Source organism: Marinobacterium sp. xm-d-579, assembly GCF_013282935.1.
In the GTDB taxonomy this organism is placed as follows: Bacteria; Pseudomonadota; Gammaproteobacteria; order Pseudomonadales; family Balneatricaceae; genus Marinobacterium_E.
Map to the genome: position 1 here is coordinate 659,845 of NZ_WBYP01000001.1, position 14,512 is coordinate 674,356.

The 14,512-nt window shown below is 50.1% G+C and carries 15 protein-coding genes; 11 read left to right on the forward strand and 4 right to left on the reverse strand.

The genetic code is table 11. The annotated features are described in order from the left end of the window. Window positions 1-64: 64 nt before the first annotated feature. From argS to XMD579_RS03445, 7 genes are all read left to right on the forward strand, one after another. A complete protein-coding gene (gene argS / locus XMD579_RS03415) occupies window positions 65-1,822 on the forward strand; it encodes an arginine--tRNA ligase (protein ID WP_173505823.1) in 1,758 nt (585 codons plus the stop codon). Between the two features lie 2 nt (window positions 1,823-1,824). Further along, window positions 1,825-2,475 carry an SPOR domain-containing protein gene (locus XMD579_RS03420; RefSeq protein WP_173480101.1) on the forward strand — a complete coding sequence of 217 codons (651 nt, stop codon included), beginning with the start codon at window positions 1,825-1,827 and terminating at the stop codon, window positions 2,473-2,475. A gap of 62 nt (window positions 2,476-2,537) precedes the next feature. After that, window positions 2,538-3,068, forward strand: a complete 531-nt coding sequence (gene hslV / locus XMD579_RS03425) for an ATP-dependent protease subunit HslV (protein ID WP_173480100.1) — start codon at window positions 2,538-2,540, stop codon at window positions 3,066-3,068. Between the two features lie 10 nt (window positions 3,069-3,078). Next, complete coding sequence (gene hslU, locus XMD579_RS03430; RefSeq protein ID WP_173480099.1) at window positions 3,079-4,407, forward strand: HslU--HslV peptidase ATPase subunit; 1,329 nt, start codon at window positions 3,079-3,081, stop codon at window positions 4,405-4,407. A gap of 14 nt (window positions 4,408-4,421) precedes the next feature. Beyond that, complete coding sequence (locus tag XMD579_RS03435) at window positions 4,422-4,799, forward strand: gamma-butyrobetaine hydroxylase-like domain-containing protein (RefSeq protein ID WP_173480098.1); 378 nt, start codon at window positions 4,422-4,424, stop codon at window positions 4,797-4,799. A 61-nt stretch (window positions 4,800-4,860) separates the two neighbouring features. Further along, entirely contained in the window at window positions 4,861-5,616 is a 756-nt protein-coding gene (gene ubiE, locus XMD579_RS03440; RefSeq protein WP_173480097.1) for a bifunctional demethylmenaquinone methyltransferase/2-methoxy-6-polyprenyl-1,4-benzoquinol methylase UbiE, read from the forward strand. Window positions 5,617-5,641: 25 nt separating this feature from the next. Further along, the gene (locus XMD579_RS03445) at window positions 5,642-6,247 is read left to right on the forward strand and encodes an SCP2 domain-containing protein (protein WP_173505824.1); all 606 of its coding nucleotides are present in this window, start codon (window positions 5,642-5,644) and stop codon (window positions 6,245-6,247) included. Here XMD579_RS03445 and XMD579_RS03450 read toward each other — a convergent pair. The 3 genes from XMD579_RS03450 to XMD579_RS03460 form a co-directional block, all read right to left on the reverse strand. Then, complete coding sequence (locus tag XMD579_RS03450) at window positions 6,244-6,657, reverse strand: CopD family protein (protein WP_173480095.1); 414 nt, start codon at window positions 6,655-6,657, stop codon at window positions 6,244-6,246. The two genes, XMD579_RS03445 and XMD579_RS03450, sit on opposite strands and share 4 nt — an antisense overlap. 17 nt (window positions 6,658-6,674) lie before the next feature. Next, entirely contained in the window at window positions 6,675-7,376 is a 702-nt protein-coding gene (locus tag XMD579_RS03455) for an SDR family NAD(P)-dependent oxidoreductase (protein WP_173480094.1), read from the reverse strand. A 65-nt stretch (window positions 7,377-7,441) separates the two neighbouring features. Then, window positions 7,442-8,629, reverse strand: a complete 1,188-nt coding sequence (locus tag XMD579_RS03460) for an MFS transporter (protein WP_173480093.1) — start codon at window positions 8,627-8,629, stop codon at window positions 7,442-7,444. Between the two features lie 111 nt (window positions 8,630-8,740). Here XMD579_RS03460 and XMD579_RS03465 point away from each other — a divergent pair, with 111 nt between their 5' ends. The 3 genes from XMD579_RS03465 (at window position 8,741) to XMD579_RS03475 (ending at window position 12,870) form a co-directional block, all read left to right on the forward strand. Beyond that, entirely contained in the window at window positions 8,741-9,022 is a 282-nt protein-coding gene (locus tag XMD579_RS03465) for a pyrimidine/purine nucleoside phosphorylase (protein ID WP_173480092.1), read from the forward strand. 221 nt (window positions 9,023-9,243) lie between these two features. Next, window positions 9,244-10,476: a phosphoglycerate dehydrogenase gene (serA, locus tag XMD579_RS03470; RefSeq protein ID WP_173505825.1), complete on the forward strand. Its 1,233-nt coding sequence runs from the start codon at window positions 9,244-9,246 to the stop codon at window positions 10,474-10,476. Between the two features lie 228 nt (window positions 10,477-10,704). After that, window positions 10,705-12,870, forward strand: a complete 2,166-nt coding sequence (locus XMD579_RS03475) for a malate synthase G (RefSeq protein ID WP_173505826.1) — start codon at window positions 10,705-10,707, stop codon at window positions 12,868-12,870. A gap of 46 nt (window positions 12,871-12,916) precedes the next feature. On the opposite strand, the gene XMD579_RS03480 is transcribed toward XMD579_RS03475, so the two are convergent. Beyond that, the gene (locus tag XMD579_RS03480) at window positions 12,917-13,588 is read right to left on the reverse strand and encodes a 2OG-Fe(II) oxygenase (protein WP_173505827.1); all 672 of its coding nucleotides are present in this window, start codon (window positions 13,586-13,588) and stop codon (window positions 12,917-12,919) included. A gap of 76 nt (window positions 13,589-13,664) precedes the next feature. Between XMD579_RS03480 and XMD579_RS03485 the strand changes: the two genes are divergently transcribed. Next, window positions 13,665-14,507 (forward strand): NAD-dependent protein deacetylase, encoded by an 843-nt coding sequence (locus XMD579_RS03485; RefSeq protein ID WP_173505828.1) that lies wholly within the window; start codon window positions 13,665-13,667, stop codon window positions 14,505-14,507. The last annotated feature ends 5 nt before the right edge of the window (window positions 14,508-14,512 follow it).

Here is a 14,512-nt window from a genome sequence, read left to right on the forward strand (position 1 = left end):
GATATAATGCAGCCAACTTTGTAGTGACAGACTACACCATCGATCTATTTCACTGAGTAAAGACATGAAAGAACAGATAGCGCTCCTGTTAAACGGCGCCATTGAAGCACTGAAAGCAGAGGGCAAACTCCCTGCTGATCTTGAGCCAAACATCCAAGTTGAAAACACACGTGACAAGGCGCACGGTGATCTTGCGACCAACCTTGCGATGACACTGGCCAAACCGGCTCGCCAAAACCCACGCGCTATTGCAGAGATGATTTTGCAAGCTCTTCCAGCTTCAACGGTCGTTGATAAAGCTGAGATCGCTGGTCCTGGCTTCATCAACTTCTTTGTCAACGATGCTGCAATCTACTCAGTAGTTGCCGATGTACTGGAGCAGACTGACCAGTTTGGCCGCAGTAAACCAACCAGCGATGATCGTGTACAGGTAGAGTTTGTCTCTGCTAACCCAACAGGACCATTGCACGTAGGTCATGGCCGCGGTGCCGCTTACGGTGCAACACTGGCCGACCTACTGGAAGCCGGTGGTATGAACGTTGAGCGTGAGTACTACGTCAACGATGCGGGTCGCCAAATGAACATTCTGGCGGTCAGCGTCTTTCTTCGCTACCTCGAGTTGCTTGGCGATACCATCACCTTCCCAGCCAACGGCTACCAGGGTGAGTACATTCGTGACATCGCTGCTAGCTTAAAAGCCACTCAGGGTGATGCACTGCAGTGTTCACTCGATGATCTCTATCTCGATGTCCCTGCTGATGAACCGGCAGGCGGCGATAAAGAGCTTCACATCGATGGGCTTATCGATCGCGCTCAAAACATCCTTGGCGCACAGTACAGAACCCTATTCGATGCCGGCCTGGACTCTATCCTAGGCGATATTCGCGAAGACTTGGGTGAGTTCGGCGTGAACTACCAGTGCTGGTTTAGTGAGCGCTCACTGACTTCCAGCGGTGATGTTGATGAGGCACTGAAACGCCTTGATGATAAGGGCTACCTGTACGAAGAGGGTGGCAATATCTGGTTCAAATCGACCGATTTCGGAGATGATAAAGATCGTGTGGTTAAACGTGCCAACGGCCAAACCACCTACTTTGCCTCTGACATCGCCTACCACATGAACAAATTTGAGCGCGGTTTCCAAACAGTTATCAACGTCTGGGGTGCCGATCACCACGGCTACATTACTCGAGTCAAAGCGGCCATTCAGGCACTTGGGTACGATCCAGAGCGTCTGGTCGTAAAACTGGTTCAGTTCGCCATTCTTTACCGTGGCAGCGAGCGCGTTCAGATGTCGACTCGTTCCGGTTCATTCGTCACACTGCGTGAGCTTCGCGACGAGGTGGGCAATGACGCTTGTCGATTCTTCTATGTTACTCGTAAAGCCGATCAGCACATGGACTTTGACCTAGACCTTGCCAAGTCAGAATCTAAGGATAACCCGGTCTACTACATCCAGTACGCTCACGCTCGCATCTGCTCGGTACTGCGCAAATTAGAGAGTGAAGGGATGGCTTGGGACCAAGCGATGGGCTTAGCATCACTGGAGCGTTTGGATAGCGAAGCGGAGCGTGACCTTGTGACCGCACTGAGCAAATACCCAGAGACGGTTAAACAGGCTGCAGCCAACTTCGAGCCCCACCAACTGGCTAACTACCTGCGTGACCTCGCGTCGGATTACCACGCCTACTATAACGGCCATAAGATGCTGATTGAGGATGAAGCACTGCGTAATGCACGCATCACGCTTTCCATGGCGGTGCGCCAAGTCATCGCAAACGGTCTCACCATTTTGGGTGTGTCAGCACCTGAACAGATGTAACCATGTCGAATCGAGACTTTGCATCCAAACCCAAGTCAAATAGGCCTCGAGCTGGTGCCACTCGTACCACTTCGAGCGCTCGCAAAACACCGGCTGCTCCTCAACCTTCAGGAGTATCTGCAGGATTAGTGCTTGCTGTTGTCGTGGCTTTGGGTCTGCTTGCTGGTCTGATCTTCTTTTTGATTAAACAACCGGCACCAACGAGCAATAGCAAAGCGGTTCAGCAGGTTCCAACACTGGAGCCCGTGATTCCCGCTAAAGTCGAACCCCGACAACCTGGGGAATCTCTGCCTTTAGATAACATCGACCTAGAGTCACAGGATGAGCGGTTTGGTTTCTACAAGCTATTAGAAGAGAGCGAAGTCCAAACACCTGAAGAGTCAGCCTATGTTTCGACCCCCAAAACGGCTTCACTGGATGCCGTTTACCGACTGCAGACAGGCTCATTCCGCAATGCACGCGATGCTGAAGCTCAGCGTGCACGACTGGCACTTTCTGGCCTGCCAAACGTGACCATGTCCCGTACAGAGGGGAGCAACGGCGTTTGGTACCGAGTATCGACTGGAAACTTCTCGACCTATAACGAGTTAAAAAGCGCCACAGCCAAACTCGAAAAGCTGAACATCCACCCAGTTAAGCGCAAAGTAAACTAGCCTTGAAAACGGGCGATTCATCCCAATAAATGCAGATAAGCTTATGATTGGGAAAATCTCTAATGACCACTATTGTTTCTGTTCGCCGCGGTGATCAAGTCGTTGTAGGCGGCGACGGCCAAGTCTCTCTGGGTAATACCGTAATGAAAGGTAGCGCCCGTAAAGTTAATGTCATCGATAAACACAAAGTCATCACAGGCTTTGCTGGTAGTACTGCCGATGCGATTACTCTTCGCGATCTATTTGAGCAACAGCTTGATAAACACCAAGGCAACATTGTGAACGCGGTTATCCACCTTGCTCGCGAGTGGCGCTCGGATCGAGTGTTGCGTCGATTAGAGGCCTTGATGCTGGTGGCCAACTCTGAGAAGACCTTTCTAATCTCTGGCAGTGGCGATGTGATCGAACCTGAAGACGGTGTCATTGCGATCGGTTCAGGCGGTAACTATGCTCTTGCGGCAGCTCGCGCGCTGGTCGATAACAGTGAACTAAACGCACGTGACATCGTTGAGAAGAGCCTTCAGATCGCAGCAGATATCTGTGTCTTCACTAACGCCAACCTAACCATCGAACAACTCGAGTCTGTCGCTTAAGGAGCCTTTTATGTCAGCTATGACCCCTCGCGAGATCGTATCAGAACTCGATCGTCACATTATTGGTCAGGATTCCGCTAAGCGCTCTGTTGCAATTGCCTTGCGTAATCGTTGGCGCCGCATGCAACTGAATGAAGAGATGCGCGGAGAAGTTACCCCAAAGAACATTCTTATGATTGGTCCAACCGGTGTGGGTAAGACTGAGATTGCACGTCGTTTGGCGAAGCTTGCCAACGCTCCATTCATTAAGGTTGAAGCGACAAAATTCACCGAAGTCGGCTATGTGGGTCGTGATGTTGAGACCATCATCCGCGATCTGGTCGACCAATCGATCAAAATGCTGCGTGAACAGGCGATCGAGAAGAACAAGTTCCGTGCTGAAGAGGCTGCAGAAGAGCGCATTCTGGACGCACTGCTACCTGAAGCACGCCCTATCGGTAGTGAAGAGCTAGACAAAACAGACTCAGCAACCCGCCAAATCTTCCGCAAAAAGCTGCGTGAAGGTCAGATCGACGATAAAGAGATCGATATTGAAATTGCTCAACCCAAAGTTGGTGTTGAGATCATGACACCACCAGGCATGGAGGAGATGACGAATCAGTTGCAGAGCCTCTTCGCCAACATGGGGCAGGATAAGAAGCAGTCGCGCCGTCTTAAAGTATCAGAAGCCTTCAAGCTTCTAACCGAAGAGGAAGCCGCTAAGCTGATTAAAGAGGACGACCTCAAACAGCAAGCGCTAGAAGCGGTAGAGCAGAATGGCATTGTCTTCTTAGATGAGATCGACAAGGTGTGTAAACGCGCCGAGTCTGGTAACGCTGACGTATCACGTGAAGGGGTACAGAGAGATCTTCTACCACTAATCGAAGGGTGTACGGTCAGCACGAAGCACGGCATGATCAAAACCGATCATATACTGTTCATTGCGTCAGGCGCCTTCCACTTGGCTCGCCCATCAGATCTGATTCCAGAACTCCAAGGTCGCTTACCGATTCGTGTAGAACTGGAAGCACTGACACCAGAAGACTTCTCTCGTATTTTGACCGAGCCCAAAGCCGCTCTTACAGAGCAATATAAAGCCCTGATGGCTACTGAAGGCGTTTCGATTGAGTTTACTCAAGAGGGGATTCAGCGCATCGCCGAGCTCGCCTGGTCGGTGAACGAGAAGACCGAAAACATTGGAGCACGACGTCTGCACACGATGATGGAGCGCCTACTTGAGGAGCTCTCTTTCAGCGCTGCGGATAAGAGTGGTCAAACCGTCGAAATTGATCGTAACTTTGTAGACCAATACCTTGGTGAACTGAGCGCCGACGAGGACTTGAGTCACTACATTCTGTAATACGAGGTTACCCCATGAGTTCTGTGCCCATGCCTAAACAGATCCATCTTCACAAGCGCTCTAAGACTCTTGAGTTGGTTTATGAAGATGGCAACTATGAGCTGACCGCCGAGTTTTTGCGTGTTCATAGCCCCTCTGCAGAGGTTCGTGGGCATGGCATTGGTCAAGAGGTCCTTCAGACTGGCAAGCGCTTGGTTGGACTTAAAGGTGTCGAAGCAAGCGGCAACTATGCTCTGAAGCTGATCTTTGATGATGGGCACGACTCTGGGCTCTATACCTGGGCCTACCTCCACGACCTAGCGCACAATCAACAGCAGTATTGGAGTGATTATCTCGCTCGACTTGATGCAGCCGGTGCTAGCCGAGACAACGGAATGATTGCGATAGGTTAACGACAAGCTCCCACTCAGTCGTTACAATAGCCCCATTGAACAGTTAAGTGGATCCAACCCCATGTCAGACAATCAGAAAAACACCACGCACTTTGGCTACCAAGAGGTACCGGTTGATGAAAAAGTTAACCGTGTTGCCGACGTATTTCACTCGGTAGCCGCTAAGTATGACGTGATGAATGATCTGATGTCGGGCGGTATTCACCGTATTTGGAAGCGCATTACGATCGAAAGTTCCGGTGCTCGTCCTGGACATAAAATTCTCGATATCGCTGGCGGAACAGGTGATTTAACACGCCGCTTTGCACAGATCGTTGGCCAATCAGGCAAGGTGGTGTTGGCGGATATCAACGACTCCATGCTAAAAGTGGGTCGCGACAAACTGATCGATAAAGGCGTTGCGGGCAACGTTGAGTACGTTCAAGCCAATGCCGAATGCCTCCCTTTTGAAGACAACACCTTCGATATCATCACCATCGCCTTTGGCCTCCGCAACGTGACCGACAAAGACGCTGCACTGCGCTCTATGAATCGGGTACTGAAGCCAGGCGGTAAATTGATGGTGTTGGAGTTCTCTAAAACTGAGAACCCACTACTGACAAAAGCCTACGACTTCTACTCCTTTAATCTACTGCCGAAAATGGGGCAGTTGATTGCTAACGATGCCGAAAGCTACCGCTACTTGGCAGAATCGATTCGCATGCATCCTGATCAAGAGACTCTGAAAGGGATGATGGACAGTGCCGGCTTTGTTCAGACGCGTTACCGCAACCTGACCCAAGGCATTGTCGCACTTCACACTGGGATTAAACCCTAACAGAGTCGGTTGAGAGGAGAGGTTTATGAATCTGATCGATGCGACTCTAACAGGCTCCATTGAATCAGCGATAAACGCTTATCTCGCTACGCGTCCTAGCGCTCGTAACACGCTCAGCAAGCTCGCCGGTCAGAGTTTAGGAATCACCCTGATACCACAAGAGCTGAGAATCACACTGATTTTTAGCGATGACCAAGTCGCCGTCATGCGTGAATTCGATGGCGAACCTACCACTCATTTAACGGGAGCAGCCTCAGGTCTGCTTAAACTGCTGAATGACCCCAATAGCGTCATGTTCGGCCAAGGCGTCGAGGTAAAAGGCGATTCCGCGCTGCTACAACGCCTCTCTCACGCATTTGATAACCCAAGCCTAGACTGGGAAGCTTGGTTAGCAGATCAAATCGGTGATCTTCCTGCCGCTATAGTTATGAAGCCGATCAATCAGTCGATCGAGTGGGCAAACAGCAGTCGTCAGACTCTGACAACGACCGCCAAAGAGTACCTCCAAGAGGAGATCAACTTGCTGCCAACGCGCGTTGAGTTTGAAGGGTTTATTGACGACACTCGACAACTGAAGCAGAGAGCTGAGTTGATCGAGCGCCGTTTAGAGAGGTTGTTAAAAGGCGCTTAGAAAGGCTTCACAACAACAAAGATAAGTATCGGCACGAAGATGAGTAGTGGTAACTCATTAAAGAGTCGAAAGTAACGGCCACTCTGAGTAAGCTCATCGCGCTTTAGTCTCTGTAAGTAAGATCGACACCAGAAATGGAAACCGATCAAAAAACCAACAAACAGCAATTTAGCGTGCATCCAGCCACCGCTAAAGCCATATCCTAGCCATAACCAGAGCCCTAAGCCCAGTGTGAAAATCGCCATAATGGTCATAAAACCGTAGAGTTTTGACGCCATAATCGACAAGCGCGCAACATCTTGCCCTGCAGCCTTACCCTCTACATAGTGCACGAATATACGAGGTAGATAGAAAATACCGGCCATCCAGCTCGTCATCGCCAGAATGTGAAACATCTTAATCCAAAGCATACAAACTCCTTAAAGGCTTACCAGGGTATTGAAGAGCCATCCCAAGCTAAAAATTGACCACTCTGCCCCCCGCGAGCACTCTCCATAACATCCAGTAGCGCACTGGCGGCAAAGGTCGTAGTAAAGAGTTTACCTTCCGGTACTCTGGCCTGAAAGGGTTTAGATAGTTCTGTATCGGTTGTACCTGGGTGCAGCGCCAACAGTTGAACCTTAGGGTGAGTTCTTGCAAGTTCGATACTGAGGGTTTTAATCAGCATATTCAGAGCCGCTTTAGATGCTCGATAGCCGTACCAACCGCCTAGTTGGTTATCGGAAATACTGCCAACACGTGCCGATAGAAAAGCGATCTGCAGCTCTGACTGACGCGGAATAAGACGCATCAACTGGGCCAGAAACGCCATTGGGCCGAGGGCATTGACCTGCATTACTTGTGTCATCCAATCAAGATCTATTTCGCGCAGAGACTTCTCTGGACGTTGAGTCTCGTTGTGCAGCAAACCTTGAGAAAAAATGATTCTAACGGGATCAAATTCAAGCTCTTTCAACTGATCGATACAGGGCTTAAAAGTATTAGTATCGGTTAGATCAAGGACTATCGGCTCGTCACCCGATGAGGATCTTGTAGTTGTGAGCACTCGAGTGTCAGGGCTGCGAATGGTGGACTGTTCAGCAAACGCCTGACCAATTCCGCCACTGCCTATGATTAAAAGATCGGCCATGGTGCGTCCAAAATTAAAAGATACGCGTTAAACAGCGTTCTGGATGCAAACTGCTGTCAGGTTCTCTAACCCGCAAGGGCCTGACGTTTTCTCTCTAAGCGGATTGAGTAGCTGAAGGTCAGAACTAACACGATCAAAGAGCCTAAAATCACACCTGGCCAGTGCCAGATCGACCAGAAGGGCTGCAGATAGAAACCACCCAGACTAGCGCCGAGATAGTAGAAGAGTAGATAGAGTGAAGAGGCGCTCGCTTTGGCATGCGTTGCTTGCTTGCTGACCCAACTGCTGGCAGTAGAGTGGCTAAAGAAGAAGCCAAAGCTATTAATTAAGAAGCCGATGATGATCATAATGAGCGAATCAAACAGAGTGACACAACTGCCCACCGCTAAAATGGCAATACCCAACGCCATCGCTCTCGGCTGAGAAAGATAGTCTGACACTTTGCCCGAAATGGCTGAGCCAAAAGTGCCGGTCAGATAGGTCAAAAACAACATACCCAGCAGACTGGCAGGCAAGTTGTAGGGATCATCCGCCAAAACGAAGGTAATGTAGCTGTACTGATTAATGAAGATAAAGAAGTTGAGGCCGCCAATGAGATACGCGCTCAGCAACATCGGATTGGAGAGGTGATCGCCCATTGATCGTAGCATGGGGCCTACTCTTAACGGTCTGGATTCAAAGCGTTTCGATCTAGGTAGCAGATAAACAAAGGTCGCCACGCAGGCTAGGCTGATCAGCGCCATCACTAGAAAGGCGCCTTGCCACCCCAATGACTCACCCACAAAGCCACCAATTAAGCGACCGCCAATTCCCCCAAGGGTGTTACCGCCAATGTACAGACCCACCGCCAAAGAGAGTGCGCGTGGAGTAAATTCATCGTTCATGTAAGCGATAGCAATGGCAGGCAACCCACCTAATAAAAGCCCTTGAGCGGCCCGTAGTATTAGAAGTTGGTGATAGCCTTCAACCTGACTCAACGCAAATCCACAGCCCATCACACCCGCCAGCGTCAGAATCATGATGCCTCGACGCCCTAAAGAGTCTGACAGTGCACCGTAGAACAACAAGGATAGACCCAAGGTCAGCGTAGTGATGGTGAAGGTCCAACTGGCCTCTAGCGCTGAGACCTGAAACTCTTCGGCTAGGGTCGGTAGGAGAGGTTGAGTGATGTAGACATTGGCAAAAATCATGAACGACCCTAAACAGAGGGCCAAGGTGGCACGCCAATATTCGCGGCTGTTCGCTTCAATCATGGTTAATCTGCAATCCGTGCAATGAATGGGCGAAGCCTACTCCTTTAGATCGGTAGTGACAAACCCAACAACTCTGAATACTATTTGCGTTCAATTTTTTAGGAGACACCCATGCTGTCAGTTAACTCTTACTTTGATGACAATGTAAAATCGATCGGCTTCGAGTCAGCCGACGGTCCTGTGACCTCTGGTGTTATGGCACCGGGTGAATATACGTTTGGCACTAGCCAGAACGAAGTAATGAAGGTGGTACACGGTGAACTGGTTGTTCGCCTCCCTGAAGCCACTGAATTCCAAAGCTTTCCAGCTGGCAGCCAGTTCAATGTTCCCGCTAACAGCTCATTCGATGTCAAAGTAGCAACAGCAACTGCTTACCTCTGCTACTACAGCTAACCGGCATTTTTAAAAGGCCCTCTTCTTAAAGAGGGCTTTTTTATGTCTAAAGATTCGTTCAGAACAAAATGGCGCCTGTTAAATCAAAATTCTTCAGCTTAACCTGAGAATATTTCGCCCACTACGATTGTATAAAAGCCGACCAATCGCCCGTTTGTGCTATAATCGCGCCCCTAAATTTTTAAGCCCTAGTGGTTAAACCTCAGAATCGAGTGGCAAAAATGAGCAAAGAGACGTCTCTAGAAAAAGGCAAAATTAAAATTCTTCTATTGGAAGGTGTGCACCAGTCAGCCGTTGATACATTGAACGCGCAAGGCTACACCAACATTGAGTTCCACACCGGCTCGCTTCCAGAAGAGGAGCTACTAGAGCGCATCGCTGATGCTCATTTCGTTGGCATTCGCTCGCGCACTCAGCTGACTGAAAAAGTATTTGATGCGGCCGAAAAACTGGTCGCAGTTGGCTGTTTCTGTATCGGCACCAACCAGGTTGATCTGCAAGCAGCGACTGAACGCGGTGTAGCGGTCTTCAACGCACCTTACTCAAACACTCGCTCTGTGGCTGAACTGGTTCTTGCTGAGACCATCATGCTGATGCGCGGTGTACCAGAGAAAAATGCGGTTGCACACCGTGGTGGTTGGCAGAAAACGGCTAAGAATAGCTTCGAAGTGCGTGGTAAGAAGCTCGGTATTATCGGTTACGGTAGCATCGGTTCTCAGCTAAGTGTTATGGCTGAAGGCCTGGGTATGGAGGTCTACTTCTACGACGTCATCACTAAGCTGCCACTGGGCAATGCGAAACAGGTCGGCACTCTGCACGAGCTTCTAGGCATGTGTGATGTTGTCTCGCTTCACGTTCCAGAGACTGCTGCAACACAGAACATGATGGGGCCAATCCAGTTTGAAGCGATGAAGCAAGGCTCAATCCTAATCAACGCAGCTCGCGGAACCGTGGTTGATATCGATGCACTCTGTGAAACGCTAGAGAGCGGCAAACTACTGGGCGCTGCGATCGACGTATTCCCAGTTGAGCCACGCTCAAACGACGACGAGTTCATTAGCCCTCTACGCAAGTTCGATAACGTCATCCTAACTCCACACGTGGGCGGTTCTACAATGGAAGCGCAGATGAACATCGGCTACGAAGTGGCAGAGAAGCTGGTTAAGTACTCTGACAACGGTTCGTCGATCACCTCGGTTAACTTCCCAGAGGTGGCTCTTCCTGGCCACAACAATGCACACCGCCTTCTTCACGTTCACAAAAACGTGCCGGGTGTCCTTTCTAAGATCAACAACATCTTCTCGGAAAATGACATCAACATCGTCGGTCAGTACCTGCAGACCAATGAAAAAGTGGGCTATGTTGTGATCGATGTCGACGCTGACAGCTCAAAAATTGCGGTTGAAAAACTGTCTGAAATTGATGGCACGATTCGCTGCCGCCGACTCTTCTAAGTCGACTTTAAAGAGTGACCAAAGCCCAGCGATGCTGGGCTTTTTCATTTCTAATTTCACACTACGAAAAAAAGACCCATTTTCCACAGTATGAAATAGAACATTTCACACTTGAGACTAAAGGTGGGTTACATATAAGCAGCAGTCGTTTAATGTTGCATAGCACAAATTGAAACCGCGACCCCATCGGCGAAAAGATGCCGGCCTACGCGAAACTCAGGAGTAATTATGATTCAACGTACCGAAGTTAATGGCCTACAGGTCGCTACAGAACTCTACACTTTCGTTAACGACGAAGTACTTCCAGGCACAGGCGTCAGCACCGATGCATTTTGGAGCTCATTCGCATCAATTATTCACGATCTAGCTCCTCGCAACCGCGAACTGCTGGCTAAACGTGATCAGATCCAAGAGCAGATGGATGAGTGGTACCGCGCGCATCAGGATGGTTACGACTTTGCTGAGTACAAAGCCTTCCTAAAAGAGATTGGCTACCTGGTTGAGGAAGGTCCTGACTTTAAGATCACGACCTCGAATGTCGATCCTGAGATGGCGACCATGGCTGGTCCACAGCTGGTAGTACCGGTAATGAATGCACGCTTTGCACTTAACGCGGCTAACGCTCGTTGGGGCAGCCTATATGATGCGCTGTACGGTACCGATGCGATCTCTACCGATGGCGGTGCCGAGATCACTAAAGAGTACAACCCAGCCCGTGGTGCTAAGGTAATCGCATTCGGCCGCGACTTCCTTAACGAATCCGCACCACTTGCCTCAGGTTCACACGCTGATGTAACCGCCTACACCGTTGCAGAGGGTTCACTGGTAGCTACCATTGGTGGCCAAGCCGTTGCTCTGGCTAACCCTGAGCAGTTCGTTGGCTACAAAGGCGATGCTGCAGCTCCAGAATCGGTTCTATTGATCAACAACGGTCTGCACTTTGAAATCCAGATCGACGCATCAAGCCAGATCGGTTCTGAAGACAAAGCCGGCGTTAAAGACATTGTGATGGAGTCGGCGCTAACAACCATCATGGACTGTGAAGACTCTGTTGCTGCGGTTGATGCTGAAGATAAGACGCTGGTTTACCGCAACTGGTTGGGTCTGATCAAAGGCACACTCAGCGAGACCATCGAAAAAGGTGGCAAATCATTCACTCGTACCATCAACGGTGATCGTGAATACACCGGTAAAGATGGTCAGCCTATGGCACTGAAGGGCCGCTCTTTGATGTTCGTTCGTAACGTTGGCCACCTAATGACCAACAACGCGATCATCGACAAAGAGGGTAACGAAGTACCTGAAGGCATCATGGATGGCATGATCACGTCAACGATCTCTATCCACGACGTGAAGCACAATGGCAAATTCAACAACACCGTCACAGGCTCTATCTACATCGTTAAGCCGAAGATGCACGGCCCTGAAGAGGTGGCCTTCACCAACGAGCTTATGGGTCGCGTTGAACAGGCACTAGGCCTAGCAGAGAACACCATTAAAGTTGGCATCATGGACGAAGAGCGTCGTACAACGATCAACTTGAAAGAGTGTATCCGTGCCGCAAGCTCGCGCGTTGTCTTCATCAACACTGGCTTCCTAGATCGCACCGGCGACGAGATCCACACCTCGATGGAAGCGGGTCCAATGATTCGCAAAGGTGATATGAAAGCAGCCTCTTGGATTGCTGCTTACGAAAACTGGAACGTAGATATCGGTCTTGCTTGTGGCCTAAGCGGTAAAGCGCAGATCGGTAAGGGTATGTGGGCGATGCCTGATCAGATGGCGAACATGCTCGATCAGAAGATTGGCCACCCAATGTCGGGTGCAAACACCGCATGGGTTCCATCACCCACTGGTGCAACCCTGCACGCTCTTCACTATCACAAGGTTGACGTCTTCGGTCGTCAGGAAGAGTTGGCTAAGCGCGAACGCGCTTCACTAGACGATATCCTAACCATCCCTGTCGAGCGAAACCCACAGTGGAGTGCAGAAGAGATCCAAGCGGAACTGGACAACAACGCACAGGGTATCCTTGGCTACGTTGTTCGTTGGGTTGATTCGGGTATCGGTTGTTCTAAAGTGCCAGACATCAATGATGTGGGCCTAATGGAAGACCGCGCAACACTGCGTATCTCTAGTCAGCACATCGCGAACTGGATTCGTCACGGCATCTGTTCAGAAGAGCAGGCAATGGAGACTCTAAAACGCATGGCGGCTGTTGTTGATCGCCAGAATGCGAACGACCCAACTTACACGCCACTGTGCGACGACATCGATAACAACATCGCGTTCAAAGCGGCGTGTGACTTGGTCATCGATGGCTGCAAACAGCCAAACGGCTACACAGAACCAGCACTACACGCACGTCGTCTAGAGCTAAAAGCGGCTCGTTAATAGATAACTCCGCACGATCAAAAACGGGCCTCTAGGGCCCGTTTTTTTATCTAGGTGGATCGACTCGATCTGGGGTTGTACCGTTGACGCGGTACCAGCCCGCAATGGAGTAGCGATCTCGTTGTGCGGGTAACACTTCGTGAGGAAACTCTTCACTCAAAAACAGAACAACCGTGCCCATTAATGGGGTGACTTTAAGTCCTTCGGTATCTGCATCATTTTGGTAAAGCACCAGCTCACCGCCATCATCCGGACCCCAATTAGGGTTGAGGTATACGACCATCGACAGCACCCGGTTACGCTGATCTCGGAACGCATCATAGTGACGCTTATAGAAGTCACCAGCACTGTAGTGAGCCAAATGGCTTTCAAATGAGAACAAGCCTAGGAATAGACGACGGTTCAAATAGCCTTGTAACCGATTTGCCCAAGCTAACCAGCGAGCGCCTGTCGGAGTCTCGCCTGTAAACCAACAGATACGATCCGTTCGCACAAATTCATTGTGCATGTGCTGATCTTGACGACCGATACCCGCGGCAGTGAACTCAGTTTCATCTAGCCCGTATAACTGTTCACAGATCTCCTGCCCCAGCTCAATCGGCAGTGACGCTGGGCAGATGGCATAGCCTTGGCTTTGCAGGTTATTGGCGATCTGTTCAAATAGAACCTCTTCATCTGCATAGGTTTGTAATTCAGTTAGGGGTTGAGCAGGTGACATAGGGATGAACTCAAAAAGATAAGATCTGCATTTCATGCCTAAATCAGAGAATAAGCAAGCATTTAGAAAGCAATTGATGACAAAATTTAACCCTCAGAGCCAACAGCTGGCCGACTTTATAGAGCGATACCCAAAACTGTTCATACTAACGGGAGCGGGCATCAGTACTGGCTCAGGCATTCCGGCTTATCGCGATGCGGAGGGTAACTGGCAATCGCCTCCACCGGTGCAGCATGGTCAATTCATCAGTCAGTTAGCGGTACGTCAACGCTACTGGGGAAGAAGCTTAGCCGGTTGGCATACGATGCGTGATGCTCAGCCGAGTAACGCACACAAAATACTGGCCGCACTTGAAAAGCAGAACCGCGTTGAACTGCTGGTGACCCAGAACGTCGATCGTCTGCATCAAAAAGCGGGTAGCCAGAAGGTGGTCGATCTGCATGGCCGTGCTGATATTGTGGCGTGCATTGAGTGTGATCATGAGATTACCCGAGACGAGATGCACCAGTGGTGTCGTCGTGAAAATCCAGAGTTTAACGTCCCGCTCTCGTCGCCAAGACCCGATGGGGATGCTGACCTTGAAGCCGATTTTAGTCACTTCAATGTGCCGAACTGCCCTGATTGTGGTGGCGTCATGAAGGCACGAGTGGTCTATTTTGGCGATAACGTTCCCAAGGAGACTGTCTTCAGTGCGATTGATGCTTTGGAGGGGTCAGATGCGCTGCTCTGTATTGGCACTTCACTACAGGTGTTCTCCGGATTTCGCTTTAACCGCCATGCACGGCAACAACAGATTCCACAAGCGGCGCTGACGCAAGGAGTGACTCGTGCCGATGAGATGCTAGACCTCAAAATCGATGCTGAGATTAATCACACCCTTGAAGAGGTCGCTAATCTGCTTGGAATAGATTGGCGCTAGTTGAT

What these genes read in the sequence shown, in the direction of transcription:
- XMD579_RS03420 (WP_173480101.1), top strand. Translation starts at nt 1,825, where the DNA reads ATGTCGAATCGAGACTTTGCATCCAAACCCAAGTCAAATAGGCCTCGA.
- XMD579_RS03435 (WP_173480098.1), top strand. Translation starts at nt 4,422, where the DNA reads ATGAGTTCTGTGCCCATGCCTAAACAGATCCATCTTCACAAGCGCTCT.
- hslU (WP_173480099.1), top strand. Translation starts at nt 3,079, where the DNA reads ATGTCAGCTATGACCCCTCGCGAGATCGTATCAGAACTCGATCGTCAC.
- XMD579_RS03455 (WP_173480094.1), bottom strand. Translation starts at nt 7,376, where the DNA reads ATGGCCGATCTTTTAATCATAGGCAGTGGCGGAATTGGTCAGGCGTTT.
- ubiE (WP_173480097.1), top strand. Translation starts at nt 4,861, where the DNA reads ATGTCAGACAATCAGAAAAACACCACGCACTTTGGCTACCAAGAGGTA.
- XMD579_RS03480 (WP_173505827.1), bottom strand. Translation starts at nt 13,588, where the DNA reads ATGTCACCTGCTCAACCCCTAACTGAATTACAAACCTATGCAGATGAA.
- XMD579_RS03460 (WP_173480093.1), bottom strand. Translation starts at nt 8,629, where the DNA reads ATGATTGAAGCGAACAGCCGCGAATATTGGCGTGCCACCTTGGCCCTC.
- argS (WP_173505823.1), top strand. Translation starts at nt 65, where the DNA reads ATGAAAGAACAGATAGCGCTCCTGTTAAACGGCGCCATTGAAGCACTG.
- XMD579_RS03445 (WP_173505824.1), top strand. Translation starts at nt 5,642, where the DNA reads ATGAATCTGATCGATGCGACTCTAACAGGCTCCATTGAATCAGCGATA.
- XMD579_RS03465 (WP_173480092.1), top strand. Translation starts at nt 8,741, where the DNA reads ATGCTGTCAGTTAACTCTTACTTTGATGACAATGTAAAATCGATCGGC.
- XMD579_RS03485 (WP_173505828.1), top strand. Translation starts at nt 13,665, where the DNA reads ATGACAAAATTTAACCCTCAGAGCCAACAGCTGGCCGACTTTATAGAG.
- XMD579_RS03450 (WP_173480095.1), bottom strand. Translation starts at nt 6,657, where the DNA reads ATGCTTTGGATTAAGATGTTTCACATTCTGGCGATGACGAGCTGGATG.
- XMD579_RS03475 (WP_173505826.1), top strand. Translation starts at nt 10,705, where the DNA reads ATGATTCAACGTACCGAAGTTAATGGCCTACAGGTCGCTACAGAACTC.
- hslV (WP_173480100.1), top strand. Translation starts at nt 2,538, where the DNA reads ATGACCACTATTGTTTCTGTTCGCCGCGGTGATCAAGTCGTTGTAGGC.
- serA (WP_173505825.1), top strand. Translation starts at nt 9,244, where the DNA reads ATGAGCAAAGAGACGTCTCTAGAAAAAGGCAAAATTAAAATTCTTCTA.